The organism is Microbacterium aurugineum (assembly GCF_023101205.1).
GTDB lineage: Bacteria > Actinomycetota > Actinomycetes > Actinomycetales > Microbacteriaceae > Microbacterium > Microbacterium aurugineum.
On sequence record NZ_CP078078.1, the window covers coordinates 739,610 to 753,958 of the forward strand.

Below are 14,349 nucleotides of genomic sequence, written 5' to 3' on the forward strand. Positions count from 1 at the left end.
ATCTTTGGTGCTTTGTGCCTTGATTCGGCGTGTCCGTCGGTGCAGCACCACAACCCATTCACCCACCGCAGATCGACCGATCTGCAGAAGCGTCAGCGAGGCTATGGCTAAGAAAGACGGTGTCATCGAGATCGAGGGCGTGATCTCCGAGGCTCTGCCCAACGCGATGTTCCGCGTTGAGCTCAGCAACGGACACAAGGTCCTTGCAACGATCTCCGGCAAGATGCGGCAGAACTACATCCGTATCATCCCCGAGGACCGTGTGGTCGTGGAGCTCAGCCCCTACGACCTGACCCGCGGCCGTATCGTCTACCGCTACCGCTGATCGGTCGAGAAGTAACGGCCTGCCCCGGTCCGGGGCGGTACGAAGACAGCGAACAGGAAACATCATGAAGGTCAACCCCAGCGTCAAGCCCATCTGCGATCACTGCAAGGTGATCCGCCGTCACGGCCGCGTCATGGTGATCTGCAAGAGCAACCCGCGTCACAAGCAGCGCCAGGGCTGAGTCCCTCGCTGTGCGGCATCGCTCACGCACATCTCACAACTGAACACACACGACGGCAGGATCAGAACCCGCGGAAGCGGGGGACACCTCGGGCGGAGGCCCGGGCACCGATCCTGTCCCACACCTCCACAACACCCAGGAGAACCGCATGGCACGTCTTGCCGGCGTTGACATCCCGCGCGACAAGCGCGTGGTGATCGCCCTTACCTACATCTACGGCGTCGGCCGTACCCGCTCGGTCGAGATCCTCAAGGCGACGGAGATCGACGAGAGCATCCGCGTGAAGGACCTCAGCGACGACCAGCTGATCGCCCTCCGCGACTACATCGAAGGCAACTACAAGGTGGAGGGTGACCTGCGCCGCGAGGTCGCCGCAGACATCCGCCGCAAGGTCGAGATCGGCTCCTACGAGGGCATCCGCCACCGTCGTGGTCTCCCGGTCCGTGGTCAGCGCACCAAGACCAACGCCCGTACCCGCAAGGGCCCGAAGCGCACCGTCGCAGGCAAGAAGAAGGCCCGCTAAGCGCGGCCCCAGGGACTAGGAGAACATTTTCATGGCTGCACCCAAGGCCGCCGCGCGCAAGCCGCGCCGCAAGGAAAAGAAGAACATCGCGCTGGGCCAGGCCCACATCAAGTCGACGTTCAACAACACCATCGTTTCGATCACCGACCCGTCCGGCGCCGTCATCGCCTGGGCATCGTCGGGTGGCGTGGGCTTCAAGGGCTCCCGCAAGTCGACCCCGTACGCCGCCGGCATGGCAGCCGAGTCCGCAGCCCGTCAGGCCGCGGAGCACGGTGTCAAGAAGGTCGACGTCCTCGTGAAGGGTCCGGGCTCCGGCCGCGAGACGGCGATCCGCTCGCTGCAGGCCGCCGGCCTCGAGGTGGGTTCGATCCAGGACGTCACTCCGCAGGCGCACAACGGTTGCCGCCCGCCGAAGCGTCGCCGCGTCTGATACGCGCTTCGAGCCGCTCGGCCCTCCATGGTCCGAGCGGCTCGACGCCCGCGTACGGGCATCGACTTCCACAACTCAAGACCTCACCCCACCACATGTCATATAGCGGGCATGTGATCGAAAGGAACACAGAGTGCTTATTGCACAGCGTCCCACACTGACCGAGGAAAAGATCGTCGAGAACCGTAGCCGGTTCATCATCGAGCCTCTGGAGCCCGGCTTCGGTTACACGATCGGCAACGCGCTGCGCCGCAGCCTGCTGTCGTCGATCCCCGGTGCTGCTGTCACCAGCGTTCGCATCGACGGCGTGCTGCACGAGTTCAGCACCATCCCCGGCGTGAAGGAGGATGTCACCGAGATCATCCTCAACATCAAGCAGCTCGTCGTCTCCTCGGAGCGCGATGAGCCCATCACCGCGTACCTGCGCAAGACCGGAGCGGGCGAAGTCACCGCCGCCGACATCTCGGCTCCGGCCGGTGTCGAGGTGCACAACCCCGAGCTGGTCATCGCGACGCTCAACGACACCGCCAAGTTCGAGCTCGAGCTCACGATCGAGCGTGGCCGTGGCTACGTCTCCGCGACGCAGAACCGCAACGAGTACGCCGAGGCCGGTCAGATCCCGATCGACTCGATCTACTCGCCGGTCCTCAAGGTCAGCTACCGCGTCGACGCGACCCGTGCCGGGGAGCGCACCGACTTCGACAAGCTCGTCCTGGACGTCGAGACCAAGTCGGCGATCAGCCCCCGCGACGCTGTCGCTTCGGCTGCCAAGACGCTCACCGAGCTGTTCGGTCTCGCCCGCGAGCTGAACGTCGAGGCCGAGGGCATCGAGATCGGCCCGGCGCCGGTGGAGGCTGTGAACTCCAGCGAGCTGTCGATGCCGATCGAGGACCTCGACCTGTCGGTCCGCTCGTACAACTGCCTGAAGCGTGAGGGCATCAACACCGTTTCTGAGCTCGTCGCCCTGTCGGAGACGCAGCTCATGAACATCCGTAATTTCGGCCAGAAGTCGGTCGACGAGGTGCGCGACAAGCTCATCTCGCTCGGTCTGTCGCTCAAGGATTCGGTGCCCGGTTTCGACGGCTCCCACTTCTACGGCGGCAGCGAAGACGAGTCCTTCTGATACCCGACCTTTCTGACCAGGAGTTAGACGATTATGCCCAAGCCCACTAAGGGTCCCCGCCTCGGAGGCGGCCCCGCACACGAGCGCCTCATGCTTGCCAACCTCGCGGCGGCGCTCTACACCCACAAGTCGATCAAGACGACCGAGACCAAGGCGAAGCGCCTTCGTCCCCTCGCTGAGCGTCTGATCACCTTCGCCAAGCGTGGCGACCTGCACGCGCGTCGTCGCGTGCTGTCGGTCATCGGTGACAAGGAAGTCGTGCACATCCTTTTCTCCGAGATCGCGCCGCTCGTCGCCGAGCGTGAGGGTGGCTACACCCGCATCACGAAGGTCGGCAACCGTAAGGGCGACAACGCTCCGATGGCCGTGATCGAGCTCGTCCTCGAGCCCGTCACCCCGAAGGCGAAGTCGACCAAGAAGGCCGCTGCGCCGAAGGCCGAAAAGGTCGAGGAGCCGGCTGAGGTCGTCGAGGAGACGCCCGCTGAGGAGGCTCCCGCGGAGGACGCCGCTGACGCCGGCGCCGAGTCGCAGGCCGAGGGCGAAGCCGCTGAGGCTGCTGCCGAGGACGCTGTCGAGAAGAAGTCCGAGTAAGCACCTCGCTCACGAAGAAGCCCGCCGCCCCATTCGGGGTGGCGGGCTTCTTCGTTTCCGAGCCGGTCAGCGTGCACGCAGATCCTTGCGGAGGATCTTTCCGGAGCTCGACTTCGGGATCACCTCGATGAACTCGACCTGTCGCACCTTCTCGTGCGGCGCGACGTGGGCGGCGACATGCGCCATCACGGCCTCCGCATCGAGGTCGGCGTCCGGCTGTCGAACCACGAAGGCCTTCGGGACCTCCTGACCGTCGGCGTCGAGCGCGCCGATGACAGCAGCATCGGCGATGGCGGGATGCTCGAGCAGCACCGCCTCGAGGACGGCCGGGGCGACCTGGTAGCCCTTGTATTTGATGAGTTCCTTGAGCCGGTCGACGATGCGGTAGATGCCGTCCTGGGTGACGGTCGCGACGTCTCCGGTGTGCAGCCAGCCCTCGGCGTCGAGCATCTCGGCCGTGGCGTCGGGGCGGTTGAGGTAGCCGACCATCACCTGCGGTCCGCGCACCCACAGCTCACCCGGCTCGCTGGCACCCTCGGCCGGTACGGCCACGTCCTCGCCGGAGTCCGGATCGACCAGGCGTGCTTCGGTGTTGGGCACGAGCGGGCCGATGGCGGAACGATCGATGTCGTCACGGGTCTCGGAGATGAGGTTCACCGCCGGACTCGTCTCGGTCATGCCGTAGCCCTGCGTGACGGTGCAGCCGAGCCGGTTCGCCACCGCCGAGGCCAGGGCCCCGTCGAGCGGGGCGGCTCCGGAGAAGATCACCTTCACGGCGGAGAGGTCGTACTGGTCGACGATCGGATGCTTCGCCAGCGCGACCGCGATCGGGGGAGCGACGAACACCCAGGTCGTCCGGTGTTCCGCGATGATGCGGAGGAACTCCGGCAGGTCGAACCTGGGCATCGTGACGAGGCCCGCGCGCTGCCGTAGCGCGAAGTTGAGCAGCACCGTCATCCCGTAGATGTGGAAGAAGGGGAGCACGGCCAGCACGCGATCGCTCGCCTCGACGCCCAGGACCGGACGGCATTGCGACACGTTGGCGACGAGGTTGCGGTGGGTGAGCATGACACCCTTCGGGCGGCCGGTCGTGCCGGAGGAGTACGGCAGCACGGCCAGGTGTGTCGCCGGGTCGAACGACACGTCCGGCGCCGGGTGGCCTTCGCCCAGGAGCGCCGGAAGCGACGGGTGCCCCTCGGCGCCGTCGAGCACGATGACGTGGTCGGCCGCGAAACCGAGCTTCTCCGCGGCAGCAGAGGCACCGGGCAGCAGCGGAGACACCGTCACGAGCCACGTCGCTCCGGCGTCGGTGAGCTGATTCGCGATCTCCTCTGCGGTGTAGAGGGAGTTGATCGTCGTCGCGGTCGCTCCGGCGCGGAGGATGCCGTGGAACACCGTGGCGAACGCGGGGACGTTGGGGCAGAGGACTCCGATCGTGGTCCCGACTCCGACTCCGCGGGCGGCGAGGGCACCGGCGAAGAGATCGATCTGGCCTACGAGCTGTCGGTAGGTGGTGGTCGCCCCGCTCACTCCGTCGACGAGAGCGATCGTGTCGAGCTCCTCCTCGCCGAGACCTCCGAAGAGGAATTCGTGGATGGAGACCTCGGGGATCTCCACATCGGGGTAGGTGCTGCGAACCATGAGATCTCCTTCGATCCTGGGTGTGCTGACGGCGTCGTCGAGTGCGATCCAGTGTCGCATACAACGGCACTGCGTCCCAGGGGAAGATTCAGATCGTCCCGTTCACGCGGTAGCGCGTGCCGGGGCGACCCTTCGTGGCGTAGTCGAGTGCGCGGACCGCGCGTCCGGAGCTCGCGAGATGCTCGAGGTAGCGTCGTGCGCTCACCCGCGAGATGTCGAGATCCGCGCCGATCTCGGTGGCGGATGCGTCGGGACGCGCAGCGAGGGCGGCGGAGACCCGGTCGAGCGTCTCGGCGCTGAGCCCCTTGGGGATGCCGAAGCGCTGACGGAAGGCGATGATCGCATCGGCCGCCTCGACTCTGCGCACGACATCGTGGAGCTCGGTGTGGTCGCGCAGCAGCAGCGTCGCCCCGATCCCGCCGTCCTCGCCCTCGCTGCCGGTGCTGCGGGCGACCAGCACGTGGGAGCCGACGATCACCGGCCGTCCGGCGGACTCGCCCTCGCGCAGCACCGTGGTCAGCTCTTCGCCGAGCACGTCGGCAGCGGGGGAGCCGTCGAGTTCGGCGGCATCGCGGTCGAGGAACCGCGCCGCTGCGTCGTTGACGAGCGTGATACGGCCCTCGTCGTCGACGGTGATCACGCCCTCGCTGAGGCCGTGCAGCGTCGTCTCCTGATTCTTCACGAGTGCGGCGATCTGGTGGGGTTCGAGGCGGTAGATGCGCCGTCGGATGACCGAGGTGACCCACGCGGATCCGAAGACCCCGAGAACCGCCGCGGCGAGCATGGCGGAGATCAGCCAGGCGAGGTTGGACGTGAACTCCTCATTCAGCTCGGATTCGAGGATGCCGACGGACGCCGTGCCGATCACCTCGTCATGGTCGTCGCGGATGGGCACCTTGACTCGCCAGGACGTGCCCAGCGTTCCGGTCTGCGTGCCGACGTACACCTCGCCGGAGAGGGGGATGGAGGGGTCGGTGGAGACGGTCTCTCCGATGCGGTCCGGATTCGGGTGGGAGTAGCGGATGCCCTCCTCATTGGCGACCACCACGTAGGCGAGATCGGACGCCTCGCGGATGACCTCGGCGATGGGCTGGATCGCCGTCGACGGCTCGACGTCGTCGAACGCGGCGAGGACGGCGGGGAGGGCGGCGATCGACTGGGCGACGGCCTGCATCCGGTCCTTGTAGGCCTCGCGGAGTGCCTGCTCCTGGAACGCCCCGGCGACGATGCCGGTCGCGAGGGTCACCAGGAACACGATCAGCGCCTGCAGCACGAGCAGCTGCATGCGGAGCGTCATCTTCGAGGCCACCTGACCATTGTCGCCCCAGACGGCGGACCGTGCGAGCGGGGGACGGCACTGTCCCCGACCAATAGTTTCGAAACTCCGACCAATGGTTTCCGAAGCTTGAGCGAGGGCTCTCCGGCTCGCAAGGTGGACGCACAGCACCACGAACGCTCAAGGAGGAGCGCACATGAAGCACGCACGCATCGGAGTCCTGGCCGCCATCGCGGTGGCCGCACTCACCCTCACGTCCTGCGCCGGAGGCAGCGCACCGACGGACGACGGCGGCGGTGGGGACGCCGAGGCCGCTGCGGTCACCGACGTCTCGATCGTGGTCCCGGCCGATCCGGGCGGCGGATGGGACCAGACCGGTCGTGCGCTGTCCCAGGTGCTCACGGAGGACGACATCGTCAGCTCTGCACCCGTCACGAACGTCGGTGGAGCCGGCGGCACCGTGGGCCTGGCGCAGCTGGCCAACGAGAAGAACCCGAAAACGCTCATGGTGATGGGCCTCGTGATGGTCGGGGCCGTCGAGACGAACGCCTCGGCTGTGCGCATCGAGGACACGACACCGATCGCCCGGCTCACGGATGAGCCCCTCGTCGTGGTGGTCCCCGCCGACTCGAAGTACGACACGCTCGAGGACCTGGTGGAGGACATCGTCGACAACGGGCAGTCGGTCACGATCACCGGTGGGTCGGCGGGCGGCGCCGACCACATCCTCGCCGGGCTCATGCTCGAAGAAGCGGGCCTCGACGAAGCGGCGATCGCCGAGAAGCTCAACTACACCCCCAACTCCGGTGGCGGTGAGGCGGTGCCGCTGCTGATCGGCGGCAAGGTGTCCGCGGGCATCTCGGGCGTGGGCGAGTTCGCCCAGCATGTCGAGAGCGGTGCGCTCAAGGCGCTCGCCGTATCCAGCGAGGAGCCGGTCGAACAGCTCCCCGACGTCCCGACCATCACCGAAGAGGGGTACGACGTCGTCCTCACCAACTGGCGTGGTGTGATCGCCCCCGGGGGCATCTCCGACGGCGCCAAGGACGAGCTCGTGCGCGTCATCACCGAGCTGCACGAATCGGCGGCGTGGACCGAACAGCTGGAGACGAAGGGCTGGACCGACGCCTTCCTGGTCGGGGACGAGTTCGACGAGTTCCTCACGGGCAACATCGAGGAGGTCACGGCGACGCTGAAGAACATCGGGCTGGTGCAGTGACATGAGGGTCGCCCTCGGCGAACTCGTGTTCGCCGGCATCATGGTCGCGCTCGGCGTCTTCGCCGTCGTCGGCATCTTCCTGATCCATGTCCCCGTCGGTATGAAGGCCGGCCCCACCGTGTTCCCGATCTTCGTGTCGGTCATCCTGCTCGCCTCTGCAGTCGCCGTGCTGATCGGCGTGCTGCGCGGTGAGCGCGGCGGCGCCGAGGAGGCGGAGGACGTCGACACCACACTGCCGACCGACTGGGTGACGCTCGCCAAGCTGGTGGGTCTGGTGGTCGCGCACCTCCTGCTGATCGAGCCGCTCGGCTGGGCGCCGGCCGCCGCACTCCTGTTCGGCGGCGTCGCCTGGTCCCTCGCCGCGAAGCGCTGGTGGATGGCCTTCCTGATCGGGATCGTCGTCGCGGTCGTGATCCAGATCGCCTTCGGCGGCCTGCTCGGTCTCTCGCTCCCGTGGGGTCCTGCCCTCGGCTGGCTCGGAAGGATGTTCTGATGGACAGCTGGATGCTGCTCCTCGAAGGCTTCGCGACGGCGCTGCAACCCGAATACCTCGCCTTCGCTTTCCTCGGCGTCTTCGTCGGTACCGCGGTCGGCGTGCTGCCGGGGATCGGCCCCGCCATGACGGTCGCCCTGCTGCTTCCCCTGACGTACACGCTGGACCCCGCGGCGGCGCTGATCACCTTCGCGGGCATCTACTACGGCGGCATGTACGGCGGCTCGACGACGAGCATCCTGCTCAACACCCCGGGGGAGTCGGCGTCGATCGTCACCGCGATCGAAGGCAACAGGATGGCCAGAATGGGGCGGGGCGCAGCCGCACTCGCCACGGCGGCCATCGGCTCGTTCATCGCCGGCACGCTCGCCACGTTGGGGTTGACCCTGCTGGCGCCGCTGCTCGCACAGTTCGCGGTGAACCTCGGACCGGCCGACTACGTCGCCCTCATCGTCATCGCGTTCGTCACGGTGGGTGCGCTGATCGGCAGCTCGATCTCCCGGGGGATGCTCTCGCTCGGCGTCGGGCTGTTCCTCGGACTCGTCGGCACCGACTGGCTCTCGGGGCAGCAGCGCTACACGCTGGGGATCCCGGCGCTGTCCGACGGCGTCGACATCGTGCTGGTCGCGGTCGGACTGTTCGCCGTGGGGGAGACGTTCTACATCGCCGCGCGGCTGCGTCACGGCGGCGTCGACGTCATCCCCGTCACCCGGGGCTGGCGTTCATGGATGACGAAGGCGGACTGGCGCCGGTCGTGGAAGCCGTGGCTGCGAGGAACGGCGATCGGCTTCCCGATCGGCACGATCCCCGCCGGCGGTGCGGACGTCGCGACGTTCCTCTCGTACGCGACCGAACGCAAGCTGTCGAAGCACCGCGAGGAGTTCGGACGAGGTGCCATCGAGGGCGTCGCCGGTCCGGAGTCCGCGAACAACGCGGCTGCCGCCGGTGTGCTCGTGCCTCTGCTCACACTCGGGCTGCCGACGACCGCGACCGCGGCGATCATCCTCACGGCGTTCCAGTCGTACGGCATCCAACCGGGACCCCTGCTGTTCGAGAACCAGTCGAACCTGGTGTGGGCGCTGATCGCGAGCCTGTACATCGGCAACGTCATCCTGATCGTGCTCAACCTGCCGCTCGTGGGCATGTGGGTGAAGCTGCTGCAGATCCCGCGGCCGTACCTGTACGCGGGGATCCTGCTGTTCGCCGTCTTCGGGGCGTACGCCCTGCACAGCTCCCCGATCGACATCCTGATCCTGCTCATCGTCGGCATCCTCGGATACTTCATGCGCAGGTACGGATACCCGGTGGCGCCGCTGGTGGTCGGGATGATCCTGGGGCCGATGGCCGAGGAGCAGCTGCGCAAGGCGTTGCAGCTGAGCCAGGGAGACCTGAGCACGTTGGTGATGCAGCCGTTCGCAGCCATCGCCTACGGGGTGCTCGCTCTGCTGATCATCGGTGGGCTGTGGTTGCGTCGGCGGCAGCGTCGCTACGAGCAGGCGCTCACCGAGTCGATCGCCGTGCCGATCAAGGCGGACTCGGAGGTCTGAGTTCGGGACGGGAGGAGGCCGGGAGTAGGCTGATCCGGTGAGTGACGTACAGGCCAGGGCACGAGGGCCTCGCGCCTACATCACGTTCATCGGGATCGGCCTTCTCGCCGGTCTCCTCTCCGGCCTCTTCGGCGTCGGCGGCGGCACGGTCATCGTCCCGCTGCTGGTTCTCCTGCTCCAGTTCGACCAGCGCCTCGCGGCCGGAACCTCGCTCGCGGCGATCGTCCCGACGGCCAGCGTCGGCGTCATCTCGTACGCCACGACCGGATCCGTCGCCTGGATCCCCGCCATCATCCTGGCGGCCGGGGCCGTGCTCGGCGCGCAGATCGGTACGCGCCTGCTGCCGCGCATCTCGCAGACAGCCCTGCGCTGGGGCTTCGTCGGCTTCCTCCTCGTCGTGATCGTCAGTCTCTTCCTCGTCATCCCCTCGCGCGACGCCGCGTTCGAGCTCACCTGGCTGACCGGAATCGCCCTGGTCGGCGTCGGCATCGGCACCGGCATCCTCGCCGGTCTGATCGGGGTGGGTGGCGGCGTCATCGTCGTCCCCGTGCTGATGCTGGCCTTCGGCACCAGCGACCTCGTCGCGAAGGGCACCTCGCTGCTCATGATGATCCCGACGGCGATCTCGGGCACGGTGGGGAATCTGCGCAACCGCAATGTCGACCTGCTCGCCGCGCTGCTCATCGGCGTCTCCGCGTGCACCACGACCGCGCTCGGGGCGTGGCTGGCGACGATCGTCGATCCGACCCTCGGCAACATGCTGTTCGCGGCATATCTCGTGGTGATCGCCGTGCAGATGGCGATCAAGGCGGTCAGAGGGCGTAAGCGCGCCTGACCGAGAGGTGGATGAAAGGATCTTCATCCACGGCTCATCTGCACATCATGATCGACCGGCATCATGGGGTCATGCCCACTCCACGACGCCTCCTCCTCACCGGCGCCCTGATCGCCGTTCCGGTCGCCTTCGCGGTCGGGAGCGTCGTGCTGGCGCAGATGCCTCCGTCTCCCCACCTGCCCACGGAACCCGTGTCGGTGCAGCTCGCGCCGCCGACCGAGGAGCCGGCGCCACGTGTGACCCCGGCGCCCGCACCTGCTCCTGCTCCGGCACCCGCCCCGCAACCGGCGCCGGTGCCCGCGCCGCCCGCGGGCGACGACGACGATGACGACGGCGACGATGACTGACGCGCCCACGCTCCCGCTGGAGCTCGACGCGAAGGACACGCCTCGTCCCGACCCGCGCGCGGTGGCGCACGGGCCGACGGCCACCGGTGTCCCGTTGCGCACCCTGCGTCGCCGCACGCTGCCTGCGCGCTGGCGGATCACCCTGTGGATCATCCTCAGCACCGCCGTGACCCTCTTCGCCGTCGGGATGATCGGCCGCAGCATCTTCATCGCGGGCGTCGAGCAGTCCGCCAACGCCGAGATCGAGCAGGAAGCCGCCGAGTTCGCCCGCTTCGCGGAGGATGCGGCGGCGAGCGGCCACACCACGGCAGAGGAGCTCGTCACCGAGTACGTCGCCCGGCAATCCGCGCACGAGAACGAGGTCGTCGTCGCCACCGTCGGCGGCACGGTGATCGCGGTCGCGAACGGCTCGGCGACAACGACGGATCCCTCCGCCGTCTCGGACGTGCCCGGCGGGGAGGCGCTCGTGGCCGAGCTCCTCGGCGCCACGGAGACCTCCGGCGCTCAGGAGGAGCGCGAAGCCGGACCCCTGCGCTGGGGCCGGCTGGACTTCACGACCGGTGACGGCGACGGCTCGGTCCTGATCATGCAGTACACGCAGGACGCGCGGGCGCAGGTCGATGCCGGCTTCGCGACGATCGCGTGGGTGGCGCTGGTCGGCATCGTGCTCAGCTCCGGTGTCGCCTGGCTCGTGGCGGGCCAGATCCTGGCACCCGTGCGAGAGGTGTACCGGGTCGCGCGCGACATCGGGGAGCACGACCTCTCGGCCAGGGTGCCGGTGGAGGGGACGGATGACATCGCCGCCGTGGCCACGACCTTCAACCAGATGCTCGACCGCCTCGAAGCCGTGCACGCCACGCAGCAACGGTTCGTGGACGACGCAGGGCACGAACTGCGCACCCCGATCACGATCGTGCGGGGACAGCTCGAGCTGCTCAGTGAAGACCCCGAGGAGCGCGCCGCGACCCTGCGTCTCGTCAGCGACGAGCTCGACCGCATGAGCCGCATCGTCACGGACCTCCTCGTGCTCGCGCGGGCCGAGCAGCCTGACTTCGTGCGCGTCGCGGACTGCGACATCGCCGCCCTCACCCTCGACATCGAGGCCAAAGCGCAGAACCTGGGTGACCGCCGGTGGCAGCTCATGGAGGTGGCGGAGGGAGCGGTTCCGCTCGACCCCCAGCGGGTCACCCAGGCCGTGCTCCAGCTCGCGGCGAACGCGGTGCAGGTCACCGAGCCGGGCGATCGCATCCTCATCGGCTCCCGCTTCGACGGCGAGGGCTCCGAGCGGCGCCTGCGACTCTGGGTGCGAGACTCCGGTCCCGGAGTCGCCGTGACCGATGCCGAGCGCATCTTCGAACGCTTCGCCCGCGGGGACAGCTCCGGTGCACGCCGTGGATCGGGGCTCGGGCTCGCGATCGTGCGGGCGATCACCGATGGACACGGCGGCTCGGCGTGGGTCGACAGCGTGCTCGGCGAAGGCGCCACTTTCGGTATCGACCTCCCCGCGCCCACCCCTACGCGGTTCGACGCCGCGACAGAGAGGAGCGAGTGAGATGCGCAGCATCCTCATCGCCGAAGACGACCCGCACATCACCTCGTTCGTCCGCCGCGGGCTGCGCGCGGCCGGGTACGAGACCGCCGAGGCCGCCGACGGGCACACCGCACTGCTGATGGCACGCAGCGGCATGTTCGACCTGGTGCTGCTCGACATCGGGCTCGGAGTCATGGACGGCTTCGACGTGCTCGCCAACCTGCGCGGCGAAGGCGTCGCGACCCCGGTCATCATCCTCACCGCCCGTGACTCGGTCATCGACACCGTGCGGGGTCTGGAGAGCGGCGCCAACGACTACGTCACCAAGCCGTTCCAGTTCGCCGAACTCATCGCCCGGGTGCGGCTGCGCATCGGTGACGGTGAGGGACGCGCGGCCGGTCCGGTGCTCACCCACGGCGAGGTGCGCGTGGACGTGCGCGCACGCACGGTCACCGTCGAGGGGGACATGCGCGAGCTCACCTCGCGGGAGTTCGCCCTGCTCGAGGTGTTCCTGCAGAACGCGGGACAAGTGCTGTCGCGCGATCAACTGATCGGGCACGTCTGGGGGATGGACTTCGATCCGGCTTCCAATGTGGTCGACGTCTATGTGCGGGCGCTGCGCGGCAAGATCGGGGTCGACCGCATCGAGACCGTGCGCGGGGCAGGTTATCGATTCCGATGAGCGATCGTAACGAGACCACGAGCCCGAGCGCGGAGGCGACGGCCGTCGAGCGCACACGCTTCGCCACGATGCCGCCGCGACACGGACCGGTGCCCGTCGGACCCCGGTCCGCGCGGCCCCGAGCCGGGCGCGGGCGGTCCGTCCGCCTGGTCGTGCTCGGACTGGTGCTCGTCGCCGGGCTCGGGATGACCCTGTCCGCGCTGACCGGGACGACCGGCAGCGGCGCGCCGACCCTGCCGATCGCGGCGACGCTCACCGTCTTCCTGCTCGCCGTGTGGGCCTGGACCTCGACCGGCCTCGATGACACGCTCGTCGCCTTCCTCGCGGCGATCGCGCTGATCGTCACCGGGGTGCTGCCGCCGAGCGACTTCTTCGCCTCCCTCGGCGACGAGACGATCTGGCTGCTCATCGGCGCCTTCGTGATCGCCTCGGCGGTGTCTTCCTCCGGTCTCGCCCTGCGTGGTGCCTCGCACCTGCTGCGGCTCGCGCGGGGCCCGCGGAGCCTGTTCCACCTCACCACGGTCGCCCTGACGCTCACTGCATTCGCCGTGCCCGCCACGTCCGGGCGCGCCGCGCTGGCGGTCCCCGTGCACGGTGCGGTCTCGGCCGTCCTTCCCGGACGCGAGCGGGTGGTCCGCGCTCTCGCCCTCCTGATGCCGACCGTGGTCCTGCTCTCCGCCGTCGGGTCCCTGCTCGGCGCAGGGGCGCACATCGTGACCGACCAGTTGCTGCGTGCAGCGGGGGAGGAGGGCTTCACCTTCCTGACCTGGCTGCTCCTCGGGCTTCCGCTGGCCGTGGTCTCGTCGCATCTGGCGTGCGAGATCATCCTCTGGCGTTTCACCCGCAGGGAAGACCGCAGGGAACCACTCCGGATGAGCGCCGCCGAGATCGGTCGCGCCGCACCGACGGCGGTGACCGGGCCGCTCAGCGCCGCGGAGCGTCGGGCCGCGCTGCTTCTCGCCGGGGTGATCGTGCTCTGGAGCACCGAGCCGCTGCACCACCTCTCGCCCGCGTTGGTCGCCCTGCTCGGAGCCGTCGCCACCGTGACGCCGGGCATCGGCTGCGTGACGTTCCCCGCCGCGATCACGCGCGTGCCGTGGTCGCTGCTGCTGTTCCTGGCCGCAACCCTGGCCCTCGCATCCGCGCTCACCACGACGGGAACCGCTGCCTGGTTGAGCTCATCGGCGCTCGCTCCGCTCCGCGGTCTCGGCGCTGCCGGTGCCTTCGCCTTCGTGCTCGTGGTCATCGCGATCTCGACCGCAGCGCACCTGCTGATCCCGTCGCGGTCGGCGCGCTCGGCCGCCATCATCCCGGTCGTGATCGCTCTCGCTCCCGCGCTCGGCGTCTCCCCGATGGCGGCGGCGTTCGCCTCCACCGCCGCGGCCGGCTTCTGCCACACACTTCCCAGCTCCGCGAAGCCGGTCGCGATGTTCGCCGACCCCGAGATCGTGAGAGGGGGCTTCACCCCGCACGACCTGCGTCGGCTCTCGGTGGTGCTGGCGCCCGCGATGTTCGTGCTCGTCGCCGTCTTCGCCCTCTGGATCTGGCCGCTGATGGGCCTGCCGCTGCTGCTCTGATCCGCAGCCTCCGGCCCCACCGCATCCGCCG

16 protein-coding genes are annotated in these 14,349 nt (G+C 68.6%); 14 read left to right on the plus strand and 2 right to left on the minus strand.

Going from position 1 to position 14,349, the window contains the following annotated elements:
- The first annotated feature begins 103 nt into the window (after positions 1-103).
- From infA to rplQ, 6 genes are all read left to right on the plus strand, one after another.
- Entirely contained in the window at positions 104-325 is a 222-nt protein-coding gene (gene infA, locus KV397_RS03620) for a translation initiation factor IF-1 (RefSeq protein ID WP_017201569.1), read from the plus strand.
- A 64-nt stretch (positions 326-389) separates the two neighbouring features.
- The gene (gene rpmJ / locus KV397_RS03625; protein ID WP_005050492.1) at positions 390-506 is read left to right on the plus strand and encodes a 50S ribosomal protein L36; all 117 of its coding nucleotides are present in this window, start codon (positions 390-392) and stop codon (positions 504-506) included.
- 148 nt (positions 507-654) lie between these two features.
- Positions 655-1,029, plus strand: coding sequence for a 30S ribosomal protein S13 (gene rpsM, locus KV397_RS03630; RefSeq protein ID WP_047524098.1), 375 nt, complete (start codon positions 655-657; stop codon positions 1,027-1,029).
- A gap of 31 nt (positions 1,030-1,060) precedes the next feature.
- Positions 1,061-1,459, plus strand: a complete 399-nt coding sequence (gene rpsK / locus KV397_RS03635) for a 30S ribosomal protein S11 (RefSeq protein ID WP_017829189.1) — start codon at positions 1,061-1,063, stop codon at positions 1,457-1,459.
- A 133-nt stretch (positions 1,460-1,592) separates the two neighbouring features.
- A complete protein-coding gene (locus tag KV397_RS03640) occupies positions 1,593-2,582 on the plus strand; it encodes a DNA-directed RNA polymerase subunit alpha (protein WP_047524097.1) in 990 nt (329 codons plus the stop codon).
- A 33-nt stretch (positions 2,583-2,615) separates the two neighbouring features.
- On the plus strand, positions 2,616-3,173 hold the full coding sequence (gene rplQ, locus KV397_RS03645; protein WP_153242811.1) for a 50S ribosomal protein L17: 558 nt from the start codon (positions 2,616-2,618) through the stop codon (positions 3,171-3,173).
- 66 nt (positions 3,174-3,239) lie between these two features.
- Here the strand turns inward: rplQ and KV397_RS03650 are convergent, their stop codons facing one another.
- Both KV397_RS03650 and KV397_RS03655 read right to left on the minus strand, forming a co-directional pair.
- On the minus strand, positions 3,240-4,814 hold the full coding sequence (locus tag KV397_RS03650; protein WP_131492352.1) for an AMP-binding protein: 1,575 nt from the start codon (positions 4,812-4,814) through the stop codon (positions 3,240-3,242).
- 88 nt (positions 4,815-4,902) lie between these two features.
- A complete protein-coding gene (locus tag KV397_RS03655; RefSeq protein WP_232763535.1) occupies positions 4,903-6,123 on the minus strand; it encodes a PAS domain-containing protein in 1,221 nt (406 codons plus the stop codon).
- Positions 6,124-6,286: 163 nt separating this feature from the next.
- Between KV397_RS03655 and KV397_RS03660 the strand changes: the two genes are divergently transcribed.
- From KV397_RS03660 to KV397_RS03695, 8 genes are all read left to right on the plus strand, one after another.
- Positions 6,287-7,306 (plus strand): Bug family tripartite tricarboxylate transporter substrate binding protein, encoded by a 1,020-nt coding sequence (locus KV397_RS03660; protein WP_261812181.1) that lies wholly within the window; start codon positions 6,287-6,289, stop codon positions 7,304-7,306.
- Position 7,307: 1 nt separating this feature from the next.
- Entirely contained in the window at positions 7,308-7,799 is a 492-nt protein-coding gene (locus KV397_RS03665) for a tripartite tricarboxylate transporter TctB family protein (RefSeq protein ID WP_134352082.1), read from the plus strand.
- Complete coding sequence (locus KV397_RS03670; RefSeq protein ID WP_261812182.1) at positions 7,799-9,346, plus strand: tripartite tricarboxylate transporter permease; 1,548 nt, start codon at positions 7,799-7,801, stop codon at positions 9,344-9,346. Before KV397_RS03665 ends, KV397_RS03670 begins: the two co-directional genes overlap by 1 nt.
- 37 nt (positions 9,347-9,383) lie before the next feature.
- On the plus strand, positions 9,384-10,181 hold the full coding sequence (locus KV397_RS03675) for a sulfite exporter TauE/SafE family protein (RefSeq protein ID WP_261812183.1): 798 nt from the start codon (positions 9,384-9,386) through the stop codon (positions 10,179-10,181).
- 71 nt (positions 10,182-10,252) lie between these two features.
- Positions 10,253-10,528, plus strand: coding sequence for a hypothetical protein (locus tag KV397_RS03680; RefSeq protein ID WP_131492347.1), 276 nt, complete (start codon positions 10,253-10,255; stop codon positions 10,526-10,528).
- Positions 10,521-12,080 carry a sensor histidine kinase gene (locus KV397_RS03685; RefSeq protein WP_261812184.1) on the plus strand — a complete coding sequence of 520 codons (1,560 nt, stop codon included), beginning with the start codon at positions 10,521-10,523 and terminating at the stop codon, positions 12,078-12,080. The genes KV397_RS03680 and KV397_RS03685 overlap by 8 nt, the downstream gene beginning before the upstream one ends.
- Position 12,081: 1 nt before the next feature.
- On the plus strand, positions 12,082-12,741 hold the full coding sequence (locus KV397_RS03690; RefSeq protein WP_261812185.1) for a response regulator transcription factor: 660 nt from the start codon (positions 12,082-12,084) through the stop codon (positions 12,739-12,741).
- Positions 12,738-14,318 (plus strand): SLC13 family permease, encoded by a 1,581-nt coding sequence (locus KV397_RS03695; protein ID WP_261812186.1) that lies wholly within the window; start codon positions 12,738-12,740, stop codon positions 14,316-14,318. Before KV397_RS03690 ends, KV397_RS03695 begins: the two co-directional genes overlap by 4 nt.
- Positions 14,319-14,349: the final 31 nt, after the last annotated feature.

What these genes read in the sequence shown, in the direction of transcription:
- infA (WP_017201569.1), top strand. Translation starts at nt 104, where the DNA reads ATGGCTAAGAAAGACGGTGTCATCGAGATCGAGGGCGTGATCTCCGAG.
- rpmJ (WP_005050492.1), top strand. Translation starts at nt 390, where the DNA reads ATGAAGGTCAACCCCAGCGTCAAGCCCATCTGCGATCACTGCAAGGTG.
- rpsM (WP_047524098.1), top strand. Translation starts at nt 655, where the DNA reads ATGGCACGTCTTGCCGGCGTTGACATCCCGCGCGACAAGCGCGTGGTG.
- rpsK (WP_017829189.1), top strand. Translation starts at nt 1,061, where the DNA reads ATGGCTGCACCCAAGGCCGCCGCGCGCAAGCCGCGCCGCAAGGAAAAG.
- rplQ (WP_153242811.1), top strand. Translation starts at nt 2,616, where the DNA reads ATGCCCAAGCCCACTAAGGGTCCCCGCCTCGGAGGCGGCCCCGCACAC.
- KV397_RS03650 (WP_131492352.1), bottom strand. Translation starts at nt 4,814, where the DNA reads ATGGTTCGCAGCACCTACCCCGATGTGGAGATCCCCGAGGTCTCCATC.
- KV397_RS03660 (WP_261812181.1), top strand. Translation starts at nt 6,287, where the DNA reads ATGAAGCACGCACGCATCGGAGTCCTGGCCGCCATCGCGGTGGCCGCA.
- KV397_RS03665 (WP_134352082.1), top strand. Translation starts at nt 7,308, where the DNA reads ATGAGGGTCGCCCTCGGCGAACTCGTGTTCGCCGGCATCATGGTCGCG.
- KV397_RS03670 (WP_261812182.1), top strand. Translation starts at nt 7,799, where the DNA reads ATGGACAGCTGGATGCTGCTCCTCGAAGGCTTCGCGACGGCGCTGCAA.
- KV397_RS03680 (WP_131492347.1), top strand. Translation starts at nt 10,253, where the DNA reads ATGCCCACTCCACGACGCCTCCTCCTCACCGGCGCCCTGATCGCCGTT.
- KV397_RS03685 (WP_261812184.1), top strand. Translation starts at nt 10,521, where the DNA reads ATGACTGACGCGCCCACGCTCCCGCTGGAGCTCGACGCGAAGGACACG.
- KV397_RS03690 (WP_261812185.1), top strand. Translation starts at nt 12,082, where the DNA reads ATGCGCAGCATCCTCATCGCCGAAGACGACCCGCACATCACCTCGTTC.
- KV397_RS03695 (WP_261812186.1), top strand. Translation starts at nt 12,738, where the DNA reads ATGAGCGATCGTAACGAGACCACGAGCCCGAGCGCGGAGGCGACGGCC.